Source organism: Bacteroides propionicifaciens DSM 19291 = JCM 14649 (assembly GCF_000375405.1).
In the GTDB taxonomy this organism is placed as follows: domain Bacteria; phylum Bacteroidota; class Bacteroidia; order Bacteroidales; family Bacteroidaceae; genus Bacteroides_E; species Bacteroides_E propionicifaciens.
In genome coordinates, this window is the sequence record NZ_AQWS01000036.1 from 1 (window position 1) to 24,073 (window position 24,073).

General features: G+C 38.2%; 17 protein-coding genes and 1 tRNA gene. 16 read left to right on the forward strand and 2 right to left on the reverse strand.

Annotation, left to right across the window (positions count from 1 at the left end; genetic code table 11):
• The first annotated feature begins 506 nt into the window (after positions 1 to 506).
• Both B091_RS0110085 and B091_RS0110090 read left to right on the forward strand, forming a co-directional pair.
• On the forward strand, positions 507 to 1,085 hold the full coding sequence (locus B091_RS0110085; protein WP_238319463.1) for a DUF3575 domain-containing protein: 579 nt from the start codon (positions 507 to 509) through the stop codon (positions 1,083 to 1,085).
• Positions 1,086 to 1,100: 15 nt separating this feature from the next.
• Complete coding sequence (locus tag B091_RS0110090) at positions 1,101 to 2,570, forward strand: DUF3868 domain-containing protein (protein WP_018109876.1); 1,470 nt, start codon at positions 1,101 to 1,103, stop codon at positions 2,568 to 2,570.
• A 272-nt stretch (positions 2,571 to 2,842) separates the two neighbouring features.
• Here B091_RS0110090 and B091_RS0110095 read toward each other — a convergent pair whose 3' ends face one another.
• Entirely contained in the window at positions 2,843 to 3,088 is a 246-nt protein-coding gene (locus B091_RS0110095) for an RNA recognition motif domain-containing protein (RefSeq protein WP_018109877.1), read from the reverse strand.
• Positions 3,089 to 3,486: 398 nt separating this feature from the next.
• On the opposite strand from B091_RS0110095, the gene tig reads away from it, so the two are divergent.
• The 10 genes from tig to mutL all read left to right on the forward strand — a co-directional run bounded on the left by tig (position 3,487) and on the right by mutL (position 17,699).
• Positions 3,487 to 4,845 carry a trigger factor gene (gene tig / locus B091_RS0110100; RefSeq protein WP_025069590.1) on the forward strand — a complete coding sequence of 453 codons (1,359 nt, stop codon included), beginning with the start codon at positions 3,487 to 3,489 and terminating at the stop codon, positions 4,843 to 4,845.
• A gap of 117 nt (positions 4,846 to 4,962) precedes the next feature.
• A complete protein-coding gene (clpP, locus tag B091_RS0110105; RefSeq protein WP_018109879.1) occupies positions 4,963 to 5,625 on the forward strand; it encodes an ATP-dependent Clp endopeptidase proteolytic subunit ClpP in 663 nt (220 codons plus the stop codon).
• 2 nt (positions 5,626 to 5,627) lie between these two features.
• The gene (gene clpX, locus B091_RS0110110; protein ID WP_018109880.1) at positions 5,628 to 6,869 is read left to right on the forward strand and encodes an ATP-dependent Clp protease ATP-binding subunit ClpX; all 1,242 of its coding nucleotides are present in this window, start codon (positions 5,628 to 5,630) and stop codon (positions 6,867 to 6,869) included.
• 170 nt (positions 6,870 to 7,039) lie between these two features.
• Positions 7,040 to 9,223: a DNA helicase RecQ gene (gene recQ, locus B091_RS0110115; RefSeq protein ID WP_025069589.1), complete on the forward strand. Its 2,184-nt coding sequence runs from the start codon at positions 7,040 to 7,042 to the stop codon at positions 9,221 to 9,223.
• A 145-nt stretch (positions 9,224 to 9,368) separates the two neighbouring features.
• Entirely contained in the window at positions 9,369 to 10,841 is a 1,473-nt protein-coding gene (gene guaB, locus B091_RS0110120) for an IMP dehydrogenase (protein WP_018109882.1), read from the forward strand.
• Positions 10,842 to 10,978: 137 nt separating this feature from the next.
• On the forward strand, positions 10,979 to 12,352 hold the full coding sequence (locus tag B091_RS0110125) for a peptidylprolyl isomerase (protein ID WP_155888319.1): 1,374 nt from the start codon (positions 10,979 to 10,981) through the stop codon (positions 12,350 to 12,352).
• Positions 12,353 to 12,410: 58 nt separating this feature from the next.
• On the forward strand, positions 12,411 to 13,781 hold the full coding sequence (locus B091_RS0110130) for a peptidylprolyl isomerase (RefSeq protein ID WP_025069588.1): 1,371 nt from the start codon (positions 12,411 to 12,413) through the stop codon (positions 13,779 to 13,781).
• 83 nt (positions 13,782 to 13,864) lie between these two features.
• Positions 13,865 to 15,481, forward strand: coding sequence for an OstA-like protein (locus tag B091_RS0110135; RefSeq protein WP_018109885.1), 1,617 nt, complete (start codon positions 13,865 to 13,867; stop codon positions 15,479 to 15,481).
• An 11-nt stretch (positions 15,482 to 15,492) separates the two neighbouring features.
• Entirely contained in the window at positions 15,493 to 15,807 is a 315-nt protein-coding gene (locus B091_RS0110140) for a hypothetical protein (RefSeq protein WP_018109886.1), read from the forward strand.
• A 23-nt stretch (positions 15,808 to 15,830) separates the two neighbouring features.
• Positions 15,831 to 17,699 (forward strand): DNA mismatch repair endonuclease MutL, encoded by a 1,869-nt coding sequence (gene mutL / locus B091_RS0110145; protein ID WP_018109887.1) that lies wholly within the window; start codon positions 15,831 to 15,833, stop codon positions 17,697 to 17,699.
• 93 nt (positions 17,700 to 17,792) lie between these two features.
• Here the strand turns inward: mutL and trpS are convergent, their stop codons facing one another.
• Entirely contained in the window at positions 17,793 to 18,779 is a 987-nt protein-coding gene (gene trpS, locus B091_RS0110150) for a tryptophan--tRNA ligase (protein ID WP_018109888.1), read from the reverse strand.
• Between the two features lie 284 nt (positions 18,780 to 19,063).
• On the opposite strand from trpS, the gene carB reads away from it, so the two are divergent.
• From carB to B091_RS0110170, 4 genes are all read left to right on the forward strand, one after another.
• Positions 19,064 to 22,288 (forward strand): carbamoyl-phosphate synthase (glutamine-hydrolyzing) large subunit, encoded by a 3,225-nt coding sequence (carB, locus tag B091_RS0110155; protein ID WP_018109889.1) that lies wholly within the window; start codon positions 19,064 to 19,066, stop codon positions 22,286 to 22,288.
• 115 nt (positions 22,289 to 22,403) lie between these two features.
• Complete coding sequence (locus tag B091_RS0110160; protein ID WP_018109890.1) at positions 22,404 to 23,174, forward strand: YaaA family protein; 771 nt, start codon at positions 22,404 to 22,406, stop codon at positions 23,172 to 23,174.
• Between the two features lie 14 nt (positions 23,175 to 23,188).
• Entirely contained in the window at positions 23,189 to 23,767 is a 579-nt protein-coding gene (locus B091_RS0110165) for a sugar O-acetyltransferase (RefSeq protein ID WP_018109891.1), read from the forward strand.
• Between the two features lie 230 nt (positions 23,768 to 23,997).
• A tRNA-Val gene (locus B091_RS0110170) sits at positions 23,998 to 24,072 on the forward strand.
• The last annotated feature ends 1 nt before the right edge of the window (position 24,073 follow it).

The window sequence follows — 24,073 nt, forward strand, 5'->3', positions numbered from 1 at the left end:
TACATGTCTAAGTTTTTTATTATAAAACAACGGCTCAGGTAAAGTTGTTACCCAAGCCCATCATTTTAACTTACACACTTTATGAGAGGGTGTCTGATTCTACTAAGATCTATTATAAAACTGTAAACAGGTTGTGAGTTAAGTCTTGCAACCTGTTTTTTTGTTGTGGGTATTCTTCTCTTTGTGTAATGATTCTGAAACAACCTCGATATTACATAAAAAACATCTGTGTTATTTGATTTTAAAGGCCTTAATAAGTTGATTACGTGTTACTAAATTGAATATATAATGATATTTTAGGCTAGAATTTTCATTATATTTAGATTTAATAAGGCTTGATGTCAAATTATTAATATCTTTATGCCAATATCTTATATGTTAAAGCTCCAAAGAGTTGTTTTAAGTAGGTTGTTTTACTTCAATTATCCTTGTTTTGATAGTAATGAGTTGATTACTAAAAGGTAAATAAATTGTTAAATATATTAATATGAATTATGATGCAAAAAATGCATAAGTTATTATTAGGACTAATATTAGTTCTGTCTTCGACATTTGCGACTCATGCACAGAAAGTTGCCTTGAAGACTAACTTGTTGTACGATGCTACAACAACATTTAATTTAGGGATGGAATTTGGCTTATCTCCAAAGTGGACATTAGATGTTTCTGCAAACTATAATCCATGGACTTTTGATAATAATCAAAAGTGGAAACATTGGATGGTTCAACCAGAAGCTAGATATTGGCTTTGTGAGAAATTTAACGGTCACTTTTTTGGTTTCCACTTTCTTGGAGGACAGTATAATGCTGGTAATATAGACACTTCATTGAAGTTTCTAGGAAATGACTTTTCGGGATTAAAAGACAATCGCTACGAAGGTTGGTTTGCTGGTGCAGGTATCAGTTATGGTTACTCGTGGATTCTAGGAAAACACTGGAACTTTGAAGCTGAAATTGGTATTGGTTATGCTTATACTAGATATGATCGTTACGATTGCGCTAAATGTGGTGACAAAAACGGAAAAGGTTTTCACAACTATGTTGGACCTACCAAAGCTGCTTTGTCTTTAGTTTATGTATTTTAAAATCTGAAAATTAACATGATGAAAAAAATATTATATACAGCACTTCTTATATTTGGTTTTGGTACTTATGCCGATGCCCAAATAGTATTAGATAATATGGCTGAAGTTTCAGGTGTTGCCATTAGTCGTGAAAAGTCACAGTTGACTGCAACAATGACTCTTGACTTGACTAAGGTACAGGTGAAATCGAATCGTGAAGTACGTTTTACACCACGTTTAGTTAAAGGTGATCAAGTTAAAAACTTTCCTGCAGTCGTTCTATCAGGCAGAAAAAATCTGATTTATAGAGCGCGTAATGAGAAGTACTTTATCAATGAAGACTTAAACTTATTACTTAAGAAAGACAAAAAAGGTGCTCAACTAGTTGATTATAGTTTTGACTTCCCTTTTGAACCATGGTTTGATGGTGCAGATTTTGTATTGGTTTCTGATGATTGTGGCTGTGCTGCAACTTTACTGACTAGTAATGAAATGCCATTAGAGAAATTTACTATACCATTGGTTGTTCTTAGACCTGTGATGACTTTCCTTGAGCCTGTTGGTGAAATTCAAAAAAGTAGATCTGTTGTTGCAGAAGCATTCCTTGACTTCCCTGTCAATAAGTATGTGATTATGCCTCAATTTAGAAATAACCATGCAGAGCTTAATAAGATTAAAGCATCTATTGCAGCTGTAGCTGCTGATGAAGATATTAGCATTGAGTCTGTAAAACTTACAGGTCACTCTTCTCCAGAGGGTTCTTATGCAATTAATGATCGTCTTGCTCGTTTGAGAACAGATGCTTTGAAGAACTATCTAGTTGCAAACTTCCCTAAAATTTCAGCTCGTAACTTTATGGCTGATCATGTTGCAGAAAACTGGGATGGACTTATCAAGTTGTTGAACGCTTCTACTACTTTTGCATATAAAGATGAATTGTTGAATATGATCAACAGTACACCTGATTTGGATGAGCGTGAGCGTAAAATGAGAACAATGGATGGTGGTCGTGCTTTCCGTATTTTGGCGGCAGATTTCTTCCCAACACTACGTAATACAAAGTATGAGATTAACTATATCATCCGTAAGTTTACTCTTGAAGAAGCGAAAGAGTTAGTGTGGTCTAATCCGCAGAAACTATCTTTAGAGGAAATTTATGCTGTTACTGAAATCTACGAAACAGATAGTCCTGAGTATGGTGAGCTATTTGAAATTGCTGTTCGCTTGTTCCCACAAGATGTTGTTGCAAACTTAAATGCTTCTACTTCAGCGTTGTCTCGCAAAGATACAGATGCGGCTAAGCGTTACTTAGACCGTATTCCTAAGGAAAGTCGTGATGGTTTATTCTATAATAACCTCGGAGTTTACTATATGTTGATTGAAAACTATGAGTTGGCTGCTAATCAGTTTGAGAAGGCTGCTGTTCTAGGATCTATAGATGCTGCGAAGAACTATGAGATGACCAATCTTAAGATTGAAGAGATCGAATTATTTAGAGTGAAATAATAACTCAATTTGAGTTTATATAAAAATAGGATGCTTAAAACTAAGCATCCTATTTTTTTGCCTTCTAGTTAACCTCTAATAAACGAATTACTGGTTTACTTACTCGTCCTTACTAACTTGAGGCAAGTGACTTACTCGTTTGTCTACAGGCTCTGCCTATTGCGAATTAAAGGTTTACATGGTTAGTTCAGTGCTTGGCTTGAGACGAGACAAAAAAGAGAGGGATATAAACAATTGGTTTATATCCCTCTCTTAAACTTTATCTAAAAAGCTTAATCTCTAGGTCTAGCTTCTCTTAAAACTAAAGCTCTACCTTCGTAATCAGCTCCGTTAAGCTCTTTGATTGCGCGGTTAGCATCTTCTGCGTTTTCCATTTCTACGAATGCAAAACCTCTAGAACGACCTGTGTCACGATCTAAAATTAATTTCACTGAGACAACAGGACCGAAGTCTTCCAACATTTGTTGTACATTTGCTTCCTCAACTTGGTAGTTAAGGTTTCCGATATAAATATTCATAATAAAAAAATTGAAATAAAAACTCTCTTGATAGATGGGCAAACATATAGATTAACTAAAAACAGAGAGCTTTACGGGTAAAAGTGAAATTACAAGAAGTAAAAACCTCGTTAAAAACAAATCGATGATTGTTATCATCTATCTAACCTAACAAAGTAACGCATTAATATTTAATATTCAGCACTATTACTCTTTTATTTTATGTGGAGTCTTTATAGTTTATGAATAGAATTACAATCTACTTCTAAGAATTTGATTATATTTGACTGCTAGACTATTCTAACCTTCCCCGTTCAAATAAAATAGATTGATTTTTTGAATTCTGAAAGATTAGAAGTAGTTTTGCACCCTATTTACTAGAGTGGAATAAAGTATAAATCAAATAAATAATTGTCAGGATGAACGTTTCATTACAAAACATTGACAAAGTAAGCGCGATGCTTACTGTAAAGATTGAGAAAGCAGATTATCAAGAAAGTGTTGATAACTCGTTGAAGAAATTTCGTAAGCAAGCTCAAGTTCCAGGATTCCGTAAAGGAATGGTTCCTGCTAGCTTAGTGAAAAAGATGTATGGTAAATCTGCAATTGCTGAAGAAGTTAATAAGTTGCTATCAGAACAGATATACGGATACATTAAAGAAAATAACTTAAACGTTCTTGGTGAGCCATTGCCTAACGAAGAAAAACAAACTCCAATTGATTTTGAAACAATGGAGGACTTTGAGTTTATATTCGATCTAGCTTTAGCACCTGAGGTTAAAGCTCAGATCAATAAAGACGTTAAGGTTGACTACAACGTAATCAATGTTTCTGATGAGATGATTGATAGCCAAATCGCTGCTCATACGCAACGTACTGGTGCTTACGAGTCAGTAGAAGAGTACCAAGACAAAGATATGCTGAAGGGTGATATCGCTGAGGTTACCGAAAAAGGTAATATCAAACGTACTGGTATCAAAGCTGATGAAGTTGTCTTGATGCCTGCTTACATGAAAGATGAAGAGCAAAAAGCATTATTCAACGGTGCTAAGGTTAAAGATAATATCATCTTCAACCCAGGTAAAGCTTACGAAAAAAATGCAGCAGAAATCTCTTCTCTACTTAAGATAGAAAAAGATGAAGTTGAAACATTAGACTCAGACTTTAAATTTCAAATTTCTGAGATCACTCGCTTTGTAGCTGGTCCTATTAACCAAGATTTGTTTGATCAAGTTTTTGGCGAAGGTGAAATCAAATCAGAAGAAGAGTTTAGAGCTAGAATCAAATCTGACATTGAAAAGCAATTTACACTAGATAGTAACTATCGTTTCCTATTAGATCTTAAAGATGTATTGATGGCAAACGAAGGTGATGTACAGTTCCCTGAGGCTATTCTCAAACGTGTTATGCTTCTTAATAACGAAGAAAAAGACGAATCTTTTGTTGAAGAAAACTTCGATAAAAGCATTGAAGAGCTTAAATGGCACCTTATCAAAGAAAAACTTGTTAAAGAAAACGACGTTAAAGTTGAAGAACAAGATGTTAAGGAAATGGCTGCTGCTGCAACCAGAGCTCAATTTGCTCAATACGGTATGACTCAAGTACCAGATGATTTGCTAGAAAACTACATTGGCGAGATGATGAAAAATCGTCAAACTGTTGAAGGTCTTGTTAATCGTGTTGTTGAGACAAAACTTGCTGATGCAATTAAAGATAAAGTGACATTGAATAATAAGTCAGTTTCGATTGATGAGTTCAACAAGCTTTTCGAAAAATAAGAATATTATAAGCTATAAGATAAAACACAAAGTTATTTAGCAATAAATAACTTTGTGTTTTTTTTGTATCTATTCTTTTTCGTTTCTTTGTACTACAAATTTAATAAAGAAAAGATTATGGATGATTTTAAAAAATATGCAACAAAGCATTTAGGAATGAATGGTTTGGCTTTAGATCAAGTAATTAAAGCGCAAGCAGGCTATTTGAATCCATACATTTTAGAAGAGAGACAGCTTAATGTAACTCAGCTAGATGTATTTTCACGTTTAATGATGGATCGAATTATATTTCTGGGAACTCAGATTGATGATTATACAGCTAACACACTTCAAGCGCAGTTATTGTATCTTGACTCTGTTGATTCAGGTAAAGATATCTCTATCTATATCAACTCACCAGGTGGCTCTGTATATGCAGGTTTAGGTATCTACGATACTATGCAGTTTATCACTAGTGATGTTTCGACCATTTGTACAGGTATGGCAGCCTCTATGGCAGCAGTGCTTCTTGTAGCAGGTGCTGAGAAAAAAAGATTTGCTTTGAAACATTCTCGTGTTATGATTCACCAACCTATGGGTGGTATCCAAGGTCAAGCTTCGGATATCGAAATTACTGCTCGTGAGATTTCTAAACTAAAGAAAGAGCTTTATACCATTATTGCTGATCACTCAAAAACCCCATTTGAAAAAGTATATGAAGACTCTGATCGTGACTATTGGATGCGTGCTGAAGAAGCAAAAGCATACGGTATGGTTGATGAGGTCTTGATTAAAAAATAATTATGGCAAAAAACAAAAACTCGAGTAGACAATGTAGTTTCTGTGGTCGACCAGAAGAAGAGGTCGGTATTTTAATTTCAGGTCTTAATGCATTGATTTGCAACGACTGTTCTGCTCAGGCCAATGAAATTAGCCAAGAGGCGCTCAATTTGAAGTCTTCAGACTCTGGGAAACTTAAGTTGAACTTGAGTGATCTCCCAAAGCCAGAGGCTGTTAAAGCTTTCTTAGATCAGTATGTCATAGGACAAGATGATGCTAAACGTTACTTATCAGTAGCTGTTTATAATCACTATAAAAGATTACTTCAAGAGGATAGCGAAGATGATGTTGAAATTGAAAAATCCAACATCATCATGGTCGGTAGCACAGGAACAGGAAAAACGTTATTGGCACGTACCATTGCTAAGCAGCTTGACGTACCTTTTACTATTGTAGATGCTACGGTTCTTACCGAAGCAGGGTATGTGGGTGAGGACATTGAAAGCATTCTTACTCGTCTTTTGCAAGTGGCTGACTACGATGTTGAAAAAGCTGAAATCGGAATTGTCTTTATTGATGAAATCGATAAAATTGCTCGTAAGGGTGATAACCCCTCTATAACCAGAGATGTTAGTGGAGAGGGTGTTCAGCAAGGACTATTGAAGCTTCTCGAAGGTTCAATAATCAATGTGCCGCCACAGGGAGGCCGCAAGCACCCCGATCAAAAAATGATAGCAGTAAACACGAAGAATATTCTGTTTATCTGTGGAGGAGCTTTTGACGGTATTGAAAGAAGAATTGCCCAGCGTCTTAACACCCATGTTGTGGGTTATAAAGCTTCTCAAGAAGTAGCTAAGGTTGATAAAAACAACTTTATTCAATACATCACACCTCAAGATTTAAAATCGTTTGGTTTGATACCCGAAATTATTGGCCGTCTACCTGTTTTGACTTATCTGAATCCTTTGGATCGTCAAGCATTACGCCAAATTCTAACTGAACCCAAAAACTCAGTAATTAAGCAGTATAAGAAATTGCTTAGTATGGATAAGGTTGATTTAGAATTTGAAGAAGATGTTCTTGACTATGTAGTTGATAAGGCCATTGAGTTCAAATTAGGTGCAAGGGGCTTGCGCTCTATCGTTGAGACTATCATGATGGACGTGATGTTTGAAGCTCCGTCTTTGAACTTAGATGTATTTGTAGTGACACTTGACTATGCCCGCAAGCAGATTGAAAAGTCGAATCTTGCGGCTCTTGAATAAAATCATGCACGAAAGTGAGCTATATTAGGTAATTTGTCTTATTTTGATTGCAAATTATAACTATTATTATACTTGTTATTAGTAAGTAGTTTATAACTTTGTTTGAGTTCCCTTGCATAAGCATGGGAGCTCCCTTGCAATCGAAACTAATTAATAATCAATATAGCAAGATGTCTGATAAGATAAATTTAAGAGCTGAATTAAAAAAGTATTTTGGATTTAGTAGTTTTAAGGGAAACCAAGAAGCTATTATTGAGAACCTTCTCGAGGGTAACGATACTTTTGTGCTGATGCCCACAGGAGGAGGAAAGTCTCTATGTTATCAACTACCATCTTTACTAATGAATGGAACTGCTATTGTGGTATCTCCCTTAATCGCCTTGATGAAAAATCAAGTTGATGCAATAAGGAGTATCAGTGAAAATAATGGCATTGCACACTTCATAAATTCATCTCTTAATAAGGCTGAGATAGAACAAGTAAAACGTGATATTTTGGCAGGAGTAACAAAATTACTCTATGTTGCTCCAGAATCTTTAACAAAAGAAGAAAATGTTGAATTTCTAAAATCCGTAGAGATCTCTTTTTATGCCATTGATGAGGCGCACTGTATTTCTGAGTGGGGACACGATTTCCGCCCTGAATACCGACGCATTCGTCCGTTGATTGAAGAGATAGGTACAGCACCGTTGATTGCTCTGACCGCAACAGCTACGCCCAAGGTTCAACATGATATTCAAAAAAACTTAAATGTATTAGACGCGAAGGTTTTTAAATCTTCTTTTAATAGACCCAATCTCTATTATGAGGTAAGGTCAAAGCGCAAAGATGTAGATAAAGATGTAATTATGTTCATTAAGAACAATCCCAATAAGTCGGGAATCATCTACTGTCTTAGTCGAAAGAAAGTTGAGGAATTGACCGAGATACTCCTAGCCAATGGGCTTAATGCGAGAGGTTACCACGCGGGTATGGATGCAACAGCACGAAGTACCAATCAAGATGATTTTTTGATGGAACGCGTTGATATAATTGTCGCAACTATAGCTTTTGGTATGGGTATTGACAAACCTGATGTTCGCTTTGTTATTCACTATGATATGCCTAAGAGTTTAGAGGGATATTATCAAGAGACTGGTCGAGCAGGACGTGATGGTGGAGAAGGTAAATGCATCACTTTTTATTCAAATAAAGACTTGCAGAAATTGGAGAAATTCATGCAAGGTAAACCTGTGGCTGAACAGGAAATAGGTAAGCAACTGTTGTTAGAGACTGCTGCTTTTGCCGAATCGTCTGTTTGCCGCCGCAAATCTCTACTTCACTATTTTGGTGAAGATTATAATGAAGAGAATTGTGAAAATTGTGACAACTGTTTAAACCCAAAAATACAAGTGGAGGCTCAAGAATTATTATGTTCCGCAATTGAAACTATTATTGCGATTAAAGAAAATTTTAAAACTGATTACGTAATCGATGTATTACAAGGTAATGAAACTTCAGAAGTGCTTGCACACAAGCATGAAGATTTAGAGTTTTTTGGTACCGGAAAAGGAGACAGCGAAAAAATGTGGAACTCCGTAATCCGTCAAGCATTAATTGCAGGATATTTAGATAAAGACGTTGAAAAATACGGAACGCTAAAAGTAACCCCCAAAGGACTTAAGTATCTTAAAAAACCAGAGTCTTTCAAGATAGTCGAAGATGTCGATTTTGAAGAGGTTGAAGAGGATATTGAGTCATCAGGAGGTGCATCTTTTGCTGTTGACCCTGCGCTTTACTCGATGTTAAAGTCGCTTCGTAAGAAGATGGCCAAAACACTCGAAGTACCACCTTATGTGATTTTTCAAGAGGCATCTCTTGAAGCTATGGCTACAATCTACCCTGTGAACTTAGAAGAACTTCAAAACATACCTGGTGTTGGTGCTGGTAAAGCAAAAAAATACGGGAAAGAGTTTTGTGAGTTAATTAAGACACACTGTATAGAAAACGAGATTGAACGCCCCGAGGATTTGAGAGTTCGCACTGTTGCGAATAAGTCAAAACTAAAAGTTGCCATCATTCAGGCGGTCGATCGTAAGGTTGCTCTTGATGATGTTGCAATCTCAAAGGGTATTGATTTTAGTGATCTTTTAGAAGAGATTGAAGCTATAGTTTACTCAGGTACGAAGCTTAATATTGATTATTTCTTAGATGAAATTATGGATGAAGACCACTTGTGGGACATCTATGATTATTTTAAGGACGACTCAACAACAGATAATGTTGAAGTAGCAATGGAAGAGTTAGGTGAGGACTTTACTGAAGAAGAAATTCGCTTAGTGAGAATTAAGTTTATTTCGGAGTTGGCAAACTAGTCACAACCAAACATAAAATTAAAGTTAGAGAGCATAGTTTTTATGCTCTCTTTTTTGGGTTGAAAAAATATTTAATGCATAATGCTTTAATACTCCTTGGAAATATGTATATTTGCATGCAATAATTTTATAAAAGCATAGCCCTATGTCATTTATTGCAGACAAAATTGTCATGGATGGATTAACTTACGACGACGTATTATTAATTCCAGCCTATTCTGAAGTACTTCCTAAGTCAGTTGATCTTTCAACTCAGTTTTCAAAAAACATAAAACTTAATATTCCGTTCATAACTGCCGCAATGGATACAGTTACTGAATCTCAAATGGCTATAGCTATAGCTCGTGAAGGAGGAATTGGAGTTATTCACAAGAATATGTCTATTGCTGCACAAGCTAAGCAAGTTGCTATCGTAAAGCGTGCCGAAAACGGAATGATTTATGATCCTGTAACTATTCGTGAAGGCTCTACTGTACAAAATGCACTGGATTTGATGCGTGAATATCATATTGGAGGAATTCCAGTTGTTGATGCTAATAAAAAGTTAGTAGGGATTGTTACCAATCGTGACTTACGCTTTGAGCAAGATATGGCAAAGAAGATTGACGAAGTAATGACCAAAGAGGGTCTAGTTACTACCGATCAATCGACCGACCTAGAAGCTGCAGCAGAAATCCTACAAATTCATAAAATAGAAAAGCTACCTGTTGTAGATAAAGACAACCGCATTATTGGCTTGCTAACTTATAAAGACATCACCAAAGCTAAAGATAAGCCAATGGCTTGTAAAGATGAGAAAGGGCGTTTGAGAGTTGCTGCTGGTGTGGGTGTTACAGCCGATACATTTGAGCGTATGCAAGCTCTTGTTGATGCTGATGTTGATGCCTTGGTTATTGATACGGCTCATGGGCACTCTAAAGGTGTTATTGAAGTACTTAAGCAAGCCAAACAACGTTTCCCTAAGGTTGATATTGTGGTGGGTAATATTGCTACTGGTGAAGCTGCTCTAGCTTTGGCCACGGCTGGTGCCGATGCTGTTAAAGTTGGAATTGGTCCAGGTTCAATCTGTACTACTCGTGTTGTTGCAGGGGTAGGTGTTCCTCAATTATCTGCTATTTACGATGTGGCTAAAGCTCTTCAAGGAACAGGTGTTCCATTGATCGCTGATGGTGGTCTTCGCTATTCGGGTGATGTTGTCAAAGCTTTGGCTGCCGGCGGTTATGCTGTAATGGTTGGTTCATTAGTAGCAGGAACAGAAGAAAGCCCTGGTGATACAATCCTATTCAATGGTCGTAAATTCAAATCATATCGTGGTATGGGTTCGCTAGAAGCTATGGAGAAAGGTTCTAAAGACCGTTATTTCCAAGCAGCCGAAGACGATGTTAAGAAGCTTGTACCTGAGGGTATTGCCGCTCGAGTACCTTACAAGGGATCTCTTTACGAGGTTATCTATCAGTTGGTAGGTGGTCTTCGTGCAGGTATGGGTTATTGTGGCTCTAAGGATATCAAGGCATTACATAATGCTAAGTTTACACGCATTACCAATGCGGGAGTTTTGGAGAGCCATCCACATAATGTTGCTATTACAAGTGAGGCTCCTAACTACAGTAGACCATAATCATAATTAATTTAATTAGACATATTATAATAAGACAAGGATGGAGTTTTCTCCATCCTTGTCTTATTATATCCCTATAAAAGAAGTATATTTGTGATTTACAGACAATGCTTTATATGAAATATATCTCGCTCCTTATGCTACTTGTATTTGTAGTACTGCCCAGTAAACTTTTGGGTGCAACCGCTGATTCTCTTTTTTATAAATTAAAGCTTGCCGAAGCTTATGAGCTAGGTTTAGATAAGACTTTAGAGTTTCAGTTGGCGCATGGTCGCCATAAGGAGCAAGCTTACTTAGATGCATTGCGCAAAATCAAAGATATTTCCTCATTATTTACTTCTACAATTTCTGTTCTTGATTCGAAGTCTTATCTTGTTCGTCAACTTTTTATACCCGTGGGGCAACGTATTTCCCCTCTGGAGGAAACTTGTTTAACGCAATTTGCAGACTCACTTTTTGAAAGTTATTTATCTCATCCTTCTGAACCTTACTTCAAAGAGATAATCAAGAAGTTTTCTGCTGATAAAAAAACGCACTGGATTAATGAGCTTGAAGAAACTGTAGAGTTTCATCAAGTCGTTAGTCAGCTAAAGCACCAAGAGATATCACGACCTTTTTTAACTCCTAAGGGCATACATGTTGTTCAAAAACTCGATGAGTCCGATCAGCTTGAAGTGGTCAAAGAGGCAGATATTGCAGCAGTCGAAGAAATAATGTTGAGGTTTGGGATTTTTGCAGACAAAGATGCTTTTAAGCAAATCGACCGTCAAGGACATACCGACTTATCCTTGGTATATTCTGAATTTAATAGTTTTAATCAAGAAGACTATCAGAGATTTGCTCTTGGAAATACTTCTAAGGGTGGCGAGTTATTGCAGCAAGAGTTTTTAAAATACTGTTTGGTCAAAGACTTGAAGTCACGACTGAATGAGGATTTAAGCTTTACGATAAAGTTAAGCTCTTTGTTTAATGAAGATTTGTACAAGCTTATATATGATATTAAAATTTATCGTGAATTTGGGAATGACAGTATCGGATTGGCTCAGTTTTTCGATGAACATAAAGAAGACTACCGTTGGAGTAAACCCAAATTTCAAGGCTTACTCGTGTTTTGTAAAAGCAATAAGATCCGAAAGGAGCTTTACAACCTTTTGAGTACTTCACCTCTGAAAGATTGGCCGCAAATTATTAAAATCTTCAACAAAGAAAAAGAGCAGATTTCTTATGAAATGGGTACCTTTGAAGAGGGAGATAATCCGACTATCGATAGTTTTGTTTTCAAAAAGGGCAAGAAGCGTAAGTTTAAACGCAAAGGCTTTCCGAAAACACAGGTTTATGGCGAGATTTTATCAGGTCCTAAACAGCTCGATAGAAAGGTAATAGACACTGTACTTGTAGATTACCTAAAGAGTAAAGAGTTAGAGTGGGAAGAGTATTTGCTTTCCAAATACAATGCTGGGAAATATTCTCCAAACAGTTTAAAATCCGTTAATAATCAAACAAGCAATTAATTATTACATTATCTTCGTGAAATTATGATCACGATGAAATATGAAAAACAAAAATAAAATGAGAAATAAACTAGCTATTTATTTAAGCCGAGCTATTCTGCTTCTTTGTATACTAGCTGCACCTAAGACTTCACTGGCTCAGAACAATGTGATTGATGAAGTGGTTTGGGTAGTTGGAGATGAGGTGATTTTGAAGTCTGATGTTGAAGAACTAAGACTTAACTACCTTTATCGAGGAGTACCAATTGAGGGAAATCCATATTGTGTGATACCTGAGCAAATTGCCATTCAAAAACTGTTTTTGAATCAGGCTAAGCTTGATAGTATCGAAGTTGCTGAATCTTCGGTGATTCGTATGGTTGATATGCAAATGTCTGAAAACCTTCAAATCTTTGGTTCGAAAGAGAAGATGGAAGAGGTTATGAATAAGAGCACTTCTCAAATTCGTAAAGAACTTAGAGATAATATTCGTGAAGGCCAAATAGTGAAGATGGTTCAAGAAAGTTTGGTAGGTGATATCGCAGTTACGCCAGCTGAGGTAAGACGATTTTATCAAAACCTATCACAAGATAGTATTCCCTATATTCCTACCAAAGTAGAGGTGCAGGTTATAACTCAAAAGCCCAAAATATCATTGGCTGAAATTGATGACGTAAAGCGTCGTTTAAGAGACTTTGCTGAGCAATCTAATTCGGGTGAGATGAGCTTCAGTACATTAGCTCGTCTTTATTCAGAAGATTTGGGTAGTGCAATGAAAGGTGGTGAGATAGGATTTACTGGTCGTAGTTCACTCGCTCCAGAGTATGCGAATGTTGCCTTTAACTTGCAAGACGGTAATAAAGTATCTAAGATCGTAGAAACAGAATTTGGTTTCCACGTTATTCAGCTCATCGAAAAGCGTGGCGACCGTATCAATACACGTCATATTTTGCTTAAGCCTAAGGTTTCTTCTGAAGACCTGGAGTTGTCTTTACATCGTTTGGATAGTATTGCGAACGACGTAAGAGATGGTAAGTTTAAATTTGAGGAGGCTGCAATCTATCTGTCTGATCATAAAGAGACCCGTAATAATGGTGGTCTGTTGCCAAACCCTATGGATAATACCTCTAAGTTTGAGATGCAACTTTTACCTCCAGAGATTGCTAAGGCTATCGAAAAGATGAATGTAGGTGAGATCTCCAATGCTTTTACTTGGATGGACGATAAGGGTCGTGAAGTTTGTGCTATAGTTAGATTGAAAGATAGAATTTCAGGGCATAAGGCAACAATTACTGAAGATTATCAAAGTCTTCGTGAGTTAGTGATAGCTAAGAAACAAGAGGAAATTTTGCACGAGTGGATATTAAAGAAGCAAAAAGAGACCTACATCCGAATCAACGATGGTTGGAAAGACTGTGAGTTTAAGTATCCAGGCTGGTTAAAAGATTAAAGTAATACTTCATTTTATTTATGAATAGCAAAAGCTTAAAACATATTCTATTTAGACTGACTATCCTCGTGAGCTGTTTATGGATGATTCAAAATCCATCATTAGCTCAAGCGGATAGTTTGTCTGTAGATGCATCTCAACTAAAAGACACAACCAAGCAGGTCTCACGTCCTAAATCTAAGATAGAATTGATTTATGCTGACCGTGGTTTGGGAGAGCATAAACTACCCAATGTAAATATATTCGTCGGTAATGTGCACTTCGTACACAACGGTATGAATCTGTTCTGCGATAGTATTTTATTTAATAGAATATCCAATACTATTGAAGCCTTTGATAATGTACGGATGGAGCAGGGTGATACCCTTTTTATTTACGGTGATTATCTTCATTACGATGGAGAGATTGAGTTGGCTCGACTAAGAGACAATATCCGTATGGAGAATATTAGTACCACCTTAACTACCGATAGCTTAAACTTTGATCGTATTCAAGACTTAGGTTATTACTTCAATGGTGGAACGCTGAAAGATACGATTAATTTACTTGTTTCGGATTGGGGAGAATATAGCCCGTCAACGAAGGTTGCTAAGTTTAAGAAAGAAGTGCATCTAACCAACGATCAGATGGAGCTTTTCTCTGATACGTTGATCTATAATACAGATAATACTATAGCAACTATTCTGGGTCCATCAGAGATACTTAGTGCAGCCAATAAGATTCTTTCAACTAAAGGATTTTATAATACATCCAAAGAGCAGGCTGAGCTTCTGAATCGATCTCAGATATATACCGAAGGTAAAATACTTACTGGTGATAGCCTTTATTATGATCGTTTATTGGGTATTGGTGAGGCATTCCAAAATATCGAAATGACCGATACCATCAACAAGAACTTGCTGACTGGTAATTACTGTTATTATGATGAAAGGTTACAAAATGCTTTTGCTACCGATCGAGCTGTGGCTATTGACTACTCGCAAGGCGATAGTTTATATATCCATGGAGATACACTAAGACTCAATACCTATGATTTAAATACCGACTCTGTTTTTAGAGAGGTTCGGGTTTATGATAAGGTCCGTATATTTAGAGATGACTTGCAAGGTGTTTGTGATACCCTAATCTACAACTCCAAGGATTCTTGCATTACTTTGCTAAACGATCCTGTGGTGTGGAATGGGACTCAGCAGCTCTTAGGTGAGAAGATCTCTTTGTTTATGAACGACAGTACAATAGATCGTGCACATATTGAGAAACAAGCTTTAGCTGTAGAGCAAAAGGATAGTTTGCACTACAATCAAATTTCAGGTAATGAAATTGAGGCATTCTTCCAAAAAGGACAGATTCATCAGATTGATGTTTCGGGTAATGTCATTGTCGGATTTTACCCCGAGGAGAAAGATTTAACTTTACTTGGCTTGATACGTGCTGAAACTAGCTTTATGACTTTGTATATTGCTAACATGCAAATGCAGAAGATGAAGATGTTCCCACAGTCTAACGGAGTTCTTTATCCGTTTACTCAAATTCCTGCGGATCAACTCTATCTTGATAATTTTGTATGGCTTGAATATCTTCGTCCCAAGTCTAAAGAGGATATCTTTAATTGGGTAGATAAAAAGGCAGAGCATAAGTTAAAGAAGAGTACTCCAGAGCTTGAGAAACCTAAAATTGATCCGCGTAGTATTAAACGCTAAAGATAAGTAGTATGAGTTTTTTAGGAAATAAAATGCAGAATCCTCGTCGGTTTAATCATCAAACAATCTATGTTAATGAGCGAAAGGAGAAGCTTGATAAGATGGAAGAGCAAGCCAAAAGAGATCTAGGATTGTTGCCCGATAAAAAGGAATTCAATCCTGAAGATCTTAGAGGTAAGTTTGTAGAAAGCACCGTACATCTCAAGAAGCGGAAGAGTAAGACTAAGAAGCCGTTCTCTTTTGGTGTGATTTTAGTCATGATTCTTTTTTTAATCTTCCTGTGGAATTATATATTAACAGGTGAATGGTCATTTTCGCTATTCTAAATTAGTATAAAGTAAAAGTCAAAATGAGTGATATAATTCAGTTATTACCAGACTCTGTAGCCAATCAAATTGCGGCAGGTGAGGTAATCCAACGTCCAGCATCCGTAATCAAAGAACTTGTAGAGAATGCCATTGATGCAGGTGCAAAGAACATTCAAATTATCATTAATGATGCAGGGAAAACTTCCATGCAGGTAATTGATGATGGTTGTGGTATGTCCGAAATGGATGCTCGCTTGGCTTTTGAACGTCATGCTACTTCTAAAATAAGGCAGGCATCCGATCTTTTCTCTTTGCGTACTATGGGTTTCCGTGGAGAAGCGTTGGCTTCGATTGCAGCCATTGCTCAGGTTGAATTATTGACCAAGAGAGCCGAAGATGAGGTTGGAGTTTGCATCCGTATGGCAGGTTCTAAGCTAGAAGCTCAAGAGGCTGTTGCTACAAATAACGGTTCACACTTTATCATTAAAAACTTATTTTATAATGTACCAGCTCGGCGTAAGTTTTTAAAAACCGATGCGACTGAGCTAAACAAAATATTAAACGAGTTCGAGCAGATAGCCTTAGTAAACCCTGAGGTTGCCTTCACGCTATACAGTAATGATCTCGAACTATTCAATCTACCACCCGCTACTATACGTCAACGCATATTACATTTGTTTGGCAAGAAACTCAATCAAGAGCTACTTTCTTTAGAGGTAGATACTACTTTAATCAATATCACAGGATTTGTGGGTAAGCCTGAATCGTCTAGAAAAAGAGGTGCACACCAGTTCTTCTTTGTTAATGGACGATACATGCGTCACCCATACTTCTATAAAGCCTTGATGGAAGCTTATCAAGAGCTAATTCCCTCGGGCGATCAGATCTCTTATTTTGTCTATTTCGATATTGACCCTGCTACCATTGATGTTAACATTCACCCTACTAAGACAGAGATTAAGTTTGAGAATGAGCAGGCTATTTGGCAGATAATCGCCGCTGGAGTCAAAGAGACTTTAGGCAGGTTCAACGAGGTTCCTTCAATTGACTTTGATACCGAAGGCATGCCTGATATTCCAACGTTCGACGATACCGAACCTGTAGCTGTTCCTCAAGTCCATGTCAACACCGACTTTAACCCTTTTAAAACAGGTTCAGCGCCTGTTTATAAGCGCAAAGAACTTGATTGGGAAGAGCTTTATGCTGGAGTATCAAAAGGCAGCAAGATGAATACCCCATCTGCCCCCACAGCAGACTTCACTACCGATAGCTCTTTCGAACTCGGAGAACCTATTCAGAGTAAGGCTTCGGCTAGTCTGTATGAAGAGGAGCAGAACTACGAAAAGGGTTCTACACTGCTGCAATTCAAGGGTAAATATATACTAACCTCTGTTAAGTCTGGCTTAATGTTGATTGATCAGCACCGTGCACATGTCTGTGTATTGTACGACAAATACATGAACCAGATTCAGCAGAAGAAGGGGTCATCGCAAGGCGTATTGTTTCCTGAAATTATTGACTTGCCAGTATCTCAATCAACTATACTCGAAAGTTTGAAAGAAGACTTTAGTGCTGTAGGCTTTGAGTTAACCAATCTTGGTGGTGGTAGTTATGCTATCAATGGAATCCCCGAAGGTATCGAAGGTCTTGATCCTGTAGCCCTAGTGCATAAGATGCTCGAAACAGCTATGGATAAAGGTGGAGATATTAAGAGTGAGGTGCACTCTATATTGGCATTAACCTTAGCTAAGTCGGCTGCTATTGTTTATGGACAGGTGCTTAGTCATAGTGAAATGGGAAGTCTTGTTGATGCTTTGTTTGCTTGTGCTGCCCCTAACTATACGCCTGATGGCTTGCTAGTTTTGTCGACTATCTTAGATGATAATATTAATAAACTATTCGAACGTTAAACTTAGGTTTAACCTAACGTTATATATAATGAATAGGGGGATTTGACAATGTAGTCAAATCCCCCTATTTGTATTTTGTCGATGATTGTATCCTTATAGGTGGAAGCCAATAATCTTTCTTACTTCTTCAAGTGTTTTGTGTGCACTTTCGCGCGCTTTGTCTGCTCCAAGCTTTGCTACTTTGTCTAACAACTCAGTATTTGCTTTGTAATCAAGGATTTTTTCTCTGATTGGTGCGTTGAAAGCAATGATGTCTTCAGCAATTTGCTTCTTCAAATCGCCGTAACGAATGGAACAGTTGTTCCATTTTTCGTTGAAGTAGTCGTAAGTATCTTTAGTTGATACGATATCCAAGAAAGTGAATAGGTTTTCGATAACTTCTGGTTTCTGGCTATTTTCCATTTGAGGACCTTCGTCAGTAACTGCTTTCATTACTTTCTTGCGGATGGTTTTCTCATCGTCGATTAGGTAGATGCAGTTTCCTTCCGATTTGCCCATTTTTCCAGATCCATCAAGTCCAGGAATCTTTAATGCCTGTTTGGTATAAGAAAAAGATTCTGGTTCAGGGAAAAGATCGGTTTCGTATGTATGGTTGAATCGGCGTGCAAATTTGCGAGCCATCTCCATATTTTGTTCTTGATCCTTACCTACTGGAACTTTAACCGCGCGATGTTGCATGATATCAGCAGCCATAAGCGTTGGATAGGTTAGTAGCCCTGCATTGACGTTTTCGGGCTGTTGACGTGCCTTATCTTTGAAGGTTGTTGTACGTTCAAGCTCACCCAAATATGCGTTCATATTAAGGTATAGATAAAGTTCTAATACCTCCTTAACATCGCTTTGGATGTATATGGTAGATACTTCTGGGTCAATACCACAAGCTAGGTAAGTCGCCAAAACACCACGTGCATTTTTGACTATATCTTCGGGTTTGGGGTGTGTAGTCAAAGAGTGCCAATCCGCTATAAAGAAATAGCAGTTGTATTCGTGCTGCATTTGCAAAAAACTCTTTACCGCTCCAAAATAGTTCCCAAGGTGTAAATCCCCAGTTGGGCGTATTCCACTCACTACAGTTTCCATAAAAATTCAATATTTATAATTCTCAGACAAACTTAGCAAAAAAGTTCCAAAATCTTTGTTCAGTTTAAATATTAGTACTTAATTTGCCTAAATAATAGAGAGATATGATAGTTCAAAAGAAAAAAGTCGCATGGAATTCAGTTGGGACGAGTATTAAATACTTCAGTCCGATTCCTTGTTTTTTATCTTTTCAAAATATAATGCGTTGTCGTCCTTAAAAAGACCAACGCATTTTTTTTGGCTATTTATCCGATGGACAATTTAAATTATAATTGTAGAGAGTGATGGTAAAAGAAATTAAAAAAGTGCTAGTCTTAGGCTCTGGAGCCCTAAAGATTGGTCAAGCGGGAGAGTTTGATTACTCCGGTTCGCAAGCTTTAATCGCCTTGAAGGAAGAGGGGATTAAGTCTGTATTAGTAAACCCAAACATTGCAACCATTCAGACTTCTGAAGGGATAGCAGATCAGGTTTACTTTTTGCCAGTAACGCCTCATTTTGTAGAAGAGATCATCAAGAAAGAGCGCCCTGACGGAATCCTATTGGCTTTCGGTGGACAAACTGCTCTGAATTGTGGAACTGAACTTTATACCTCGGGTACGCTCGATAAGTATAATGTGAAAGTGCTTGGTACTTCTGTTGAGGCGATTATGAATACCGAAGACCGCGACTTGTTTGTGAAGAAGCTCAATGAGATCGACATTAAAACACCCATCAGTCAGGCTGTGGAGAGTATGGACGAAGCATTGGCTGCCGCTCGCAAGATTGGCTACCCTGTAATGGTACGTTCGGCTTATTCGTTGGGAGGTCTCGGTAGTGGGATCTGTAGTGACGAAAAAGCGTTTATCTCCTTGGCCGAGAGTGCCTTTTCATTTGCAAAGCAAATTTTAGTTGAGGAATCGCTAAAAGGTTGGAAAGAGATTGAGTTTGAAGTCATCCGTGATGCTAATGACCACTGTTTCACAGTGGCGAGTATGGAAAATTTTGATCCGTTAGGAATTCATACAGGTGAGTCGATTGTGGTTGCCCCCACATGTTCACTATCCGAAGATGAACTTATCGAGCTTAAAGAACTTTCTGTACGAACTATCCGACACCTAAACATTGTTGGAGAGTGTAATATTCAGTATGCATTTAATGCACAAACTCAAGACTACCGTGTTATTGAGGTGAATGCTCGTTTGAGTCGTTCTTCGGCCTTAGCTTCTAAAGCTACAGGTTATCCTTTGGCACTTGTTGCAGCAAAAATTGCACTTGGCTACACCCTAGATCAAATCGGTGAGATGGGAACCACCAACTCTGCCTACGTAGCACCAAGCTTGGACTACTACATTTGTAAGATACCACGTTGGGACTTAACTAAGTTTGCAGGTGTGTCTCGCGAAATAGGTTCGAGCATGAAGTCGGTAGGTGAGATTATGTCTATCGGACACTCCTTCGAAGAGATTATGCAGAAAGGTCTACGTATGATTGGGCAGGGAATGCACGGTTTTGTGGCCAATAATAACATTCATTTCGACGATCTTGACAAGGAGCTTTCTTGTCCTACAGACTTGAGAGTCTTTGCCATTGCGCAAGCTCTTGAAGAGGGGTACTCAATTGAGCGTATCCACGACTTGACAAAGATTGATCCTTGGTTCTTAGATCGCTTAAAGAACATCGTTGACTTCAAAGATAAGTTAGCGGTTTACAATACGATCGAAGAGGTACCAGCCGAAGTTCTAAAAGAGGCCAAAGTACTTGGTTTCTCCGACTTCCAAATTGCGCGTATCGTGCTAAACGCTACTGGAAGCATGGAGAAAGAAAATCTCCACGTTCGTAAGGTAAGAAAAGAGTTGGGCATTGTACCAGTTGTAAAACGTATCAATACGGTTGCAGCTGAACATCCTGACCTAGCAAACTACCTATACATCACTTACGGTGCAAAAGGTAGCGATGTGAACTACTATCCTAATGAAAAATCTGTGATTGTCTTGGGCTCTGGAGCCTACCGTATCGGTAGCTCGGTGGAGTTTGACTGGTGTTCGGTAAACGCAGTTCAAACTGCTCGAAAACTTGGTTACAAATCAATCATGATCAACTATAATCCCGAAACGGTATCAACAGACTACGACATGTGCGACCGTCTCTACTTCGACGAGCTTACTTTTGAGCGCGTACTCGATGTAGTTGACCTAGAACTTCCTCGTGGTGTGATTGTATCGGTTGGAGGTCAGATTCCAAATAATATGGCGATGAAGCTGTTCAGACAGTCTATCCCAGTACTTGGAACTTCTCCTGTTTCGATTGACCAAGCTGAGAACAGAAACAAATTCTCTGCTATGCTTGACCGCTTAGGAATCGATCAACCTGCTTGGCAAGAGCTTACTAGCCTAGAGGAGGTACAAAGCTTTGTTGACAAAGTGGGTTACCCTGTCTTGGTTCGTCCATCGTATGTACTTTCGGGTGCAGCTATGAATGTGTGCCACGACGACGATCAACTCAAAGACTTCCTTAAAATGGCTAAGGATGTATCCAAAGAGTTCCCTGTGGTAGTATCTCAGTTCCTTCAGCGTGCAAAAGAGATTGAGTTTGATGCGGTAGCCGACAAAGGTGAAATCATCGAATACGCTATCTCAGAACACGTCGAATTTGCAGGAGTTCACTCGGGTGATGCTACACTGATGTTTCCTGCTCAGAAAATCTATGTTGGAACAGCACGTCGAATCAAGAGAATCTGTGAAAAGATTGCCAAAGAACTAAATATTTCAGGCCCATTCAACATCCAATTCCTTGCTCGTAACAACGAGGTGAAGGTAATTGAGTGTAACTTGAGAGCTTCACGTAGCTTTCCATTTGTATCGAAAGTGCTTAAGCGCAACTTTATCGACACTGCTACTCGCATAATGCTTGATGCTCCATACGAAAGACCTGATAAATCGGTATTCGAAGTGGATTGGGTAGGGGTTAAAGCTTCGCAGTTCTCTTTCTCTCGACTTCAAAATGCCGACCCAGTCTTGGGTGTAGATATGACTTCGACAGGAGAAGTAGGATGTCTGGGTAGTACAGCTTCTGAAGCACTACTTAATGCGATGTTATCAACAGGGTTTACCATTCCGAAGAAAAACGTAATGCTCTCTTCGGGTGCAGTACACTCAAAAGTAGATTTACTTGATGCAAGCAAGAGACTGTTTGCCAAAGGTTATAACATTTATGCAACTGCTGGTACAGCCAAGTTTTTAGAAGATAACGGTATCAAGGCCACAACAGTATTCTGGCCTGATGAAAACCCCGACAATGCACTGAACGTGATGAAGTTAATTCAAGATCATAAAATTGAGCTGATTGTCAATATCCCTAAGAATCAAACCAAACGAGAGTTGACTAACGGTTATAAGATCCGTCGTGCAGCGATAGATCACAATATTCCGCTAATAACTAACGACCGTTTAGCAAGTGCTTTTATCGAGGCATTCTGCGAAATGACCGAAAAAGATATTCAAATCAAGAGCTGGCAAGAATACGAAATCTAAGAACTATCTTAGAGAATATAGATAAAATTAAGACGGGATTTATTCCCGTCTTTTTTATTGCTATGCACTTATATCTCTTATCTTTGTTTGGATTCAGATATAAAATATACAGCCCATGTTGATCCTATTATCTTGTGCCAAAACAATGACAGCCCAAACAAAAGTGAAATATCCTTTTGTTACAGAACCTCATTATAAAGATAAGGCTTCGGAAATTGCATTTCTGATGGCTCAAAGAACTGTCTCCGATTTGGAGAAATTACTCCGTGTAAATTCTAAAATAGCGCTAGATAACCACGAGCGTTACCAGGTATTCCACGGCGATGAGGCTCCTAGTTTACCTGCTGTTTTAGCTTACACTGGCATTGTTTTTAAGCGGGTTGATGCTGCTAGTTTCTCTGCCGATGATTTTGATTATGCTCAAGACCACCTACGTTTAAGCTCCTTTGGTTATGGATTGCTTCGTCCGTTGGATGGAATTAGAAACTACCGTTTGGAGGGAGATATTAAGTTTGAAGAGTGGGGTGGTGTTTCGTTATTCAACTCTTGGCGAGATGTTTTGACCGATGCTTTTATTGACGATATTCAGAAGCAAGGAGGTACCCTTTGTTATTTGGCAAGTGAGGAGATGAAAAGACTGTTTCATTGGGACAAAGTCAAAGCAGCAGTCCGTATCATTACTCCCGAATTTAAAGTTTGGAAAGATGGTAAGCTCAAGACTGTTGTGGTGTATGCTAAAATGTGTCGTGGTGAAATGACTCGATACATCATAAAGAATAAAATTGAAACTCCTCAAGAGCTACTGAACTTTCATTGGGAAGGTTTCAGCTATAATCCCGAGCTTTCAGATGGAGACGACTGGGTGTTTACTTCTGATCAAATTTAAAAATAAGAAAGACAATGTCAACGGAATTTGAGAAAATGCGCAATCAAGAGTACTCCGATGTTTCGGACTCGGATATTCGAGAGCGCCTTAAAATAGGTAAATATAAGGTCTCTGTTTTCAATAAAACCTATTGCCGAGGTCCAGGTTTTCGTGAGGCCCTAAAAGATCTTGTGCCAACTATTCCAGACAGCTCAATGATTAGCCCGCCTTTCTTTTGTGATTATGGCGATGGCATCATCTTAGGAGAAGATGTATTTATCAACATGAATTGTACGTTTCTTGATGGTGGTTTAATCAAGATCGGAAATCATACCCTTGTAGGCCCCAATGTTCAGATCTATACTCCCCATCATCCCCTCGATTTTAAAGCCCGTCGTGAGTCAGTTGAAGTGGCTTACCCTGTCTCTATAGGTGATGATTCTTGGATAGGGGGAGGAGTTGTTATCTGTCCAGGCGTAACGATAGGCAATCGTGTGGTTGTTGGTGCAGGAAGTGTAGTTACACGTGATGTACCCGACGATTGTGTTGTGGTGGGTAATCCAGCTCGAATTCTCAAAAAACTTACCGATGAGGCTGCTGAGCATTTTGGTTAGCGGTTTAAAGTCATTCTCTCCAATTTTATTTGTACTAGGTGGTTTACCCCTAGCGACTTACTCGCAGTAGGCAAACGACTTACTCGTTTTGTTTTGCCTTAGTAGTGGTGTTTTAGCTATTTAACAGACTTCTAAATAGGGGTGAGTGTTGAGAAATCTTGAAAAAAACTAAGACAAAATTTGTAAGTGATAAAAATTCCCGTATCTTTGCATCGCTTTTAGAAATAAAAGGGCGTTTAGCTCAGTTGGTTTAGAGCATCTGCCTTACAAGCAGAGGGTCGGCGGTTCGAATCCGTCAACGCCCAC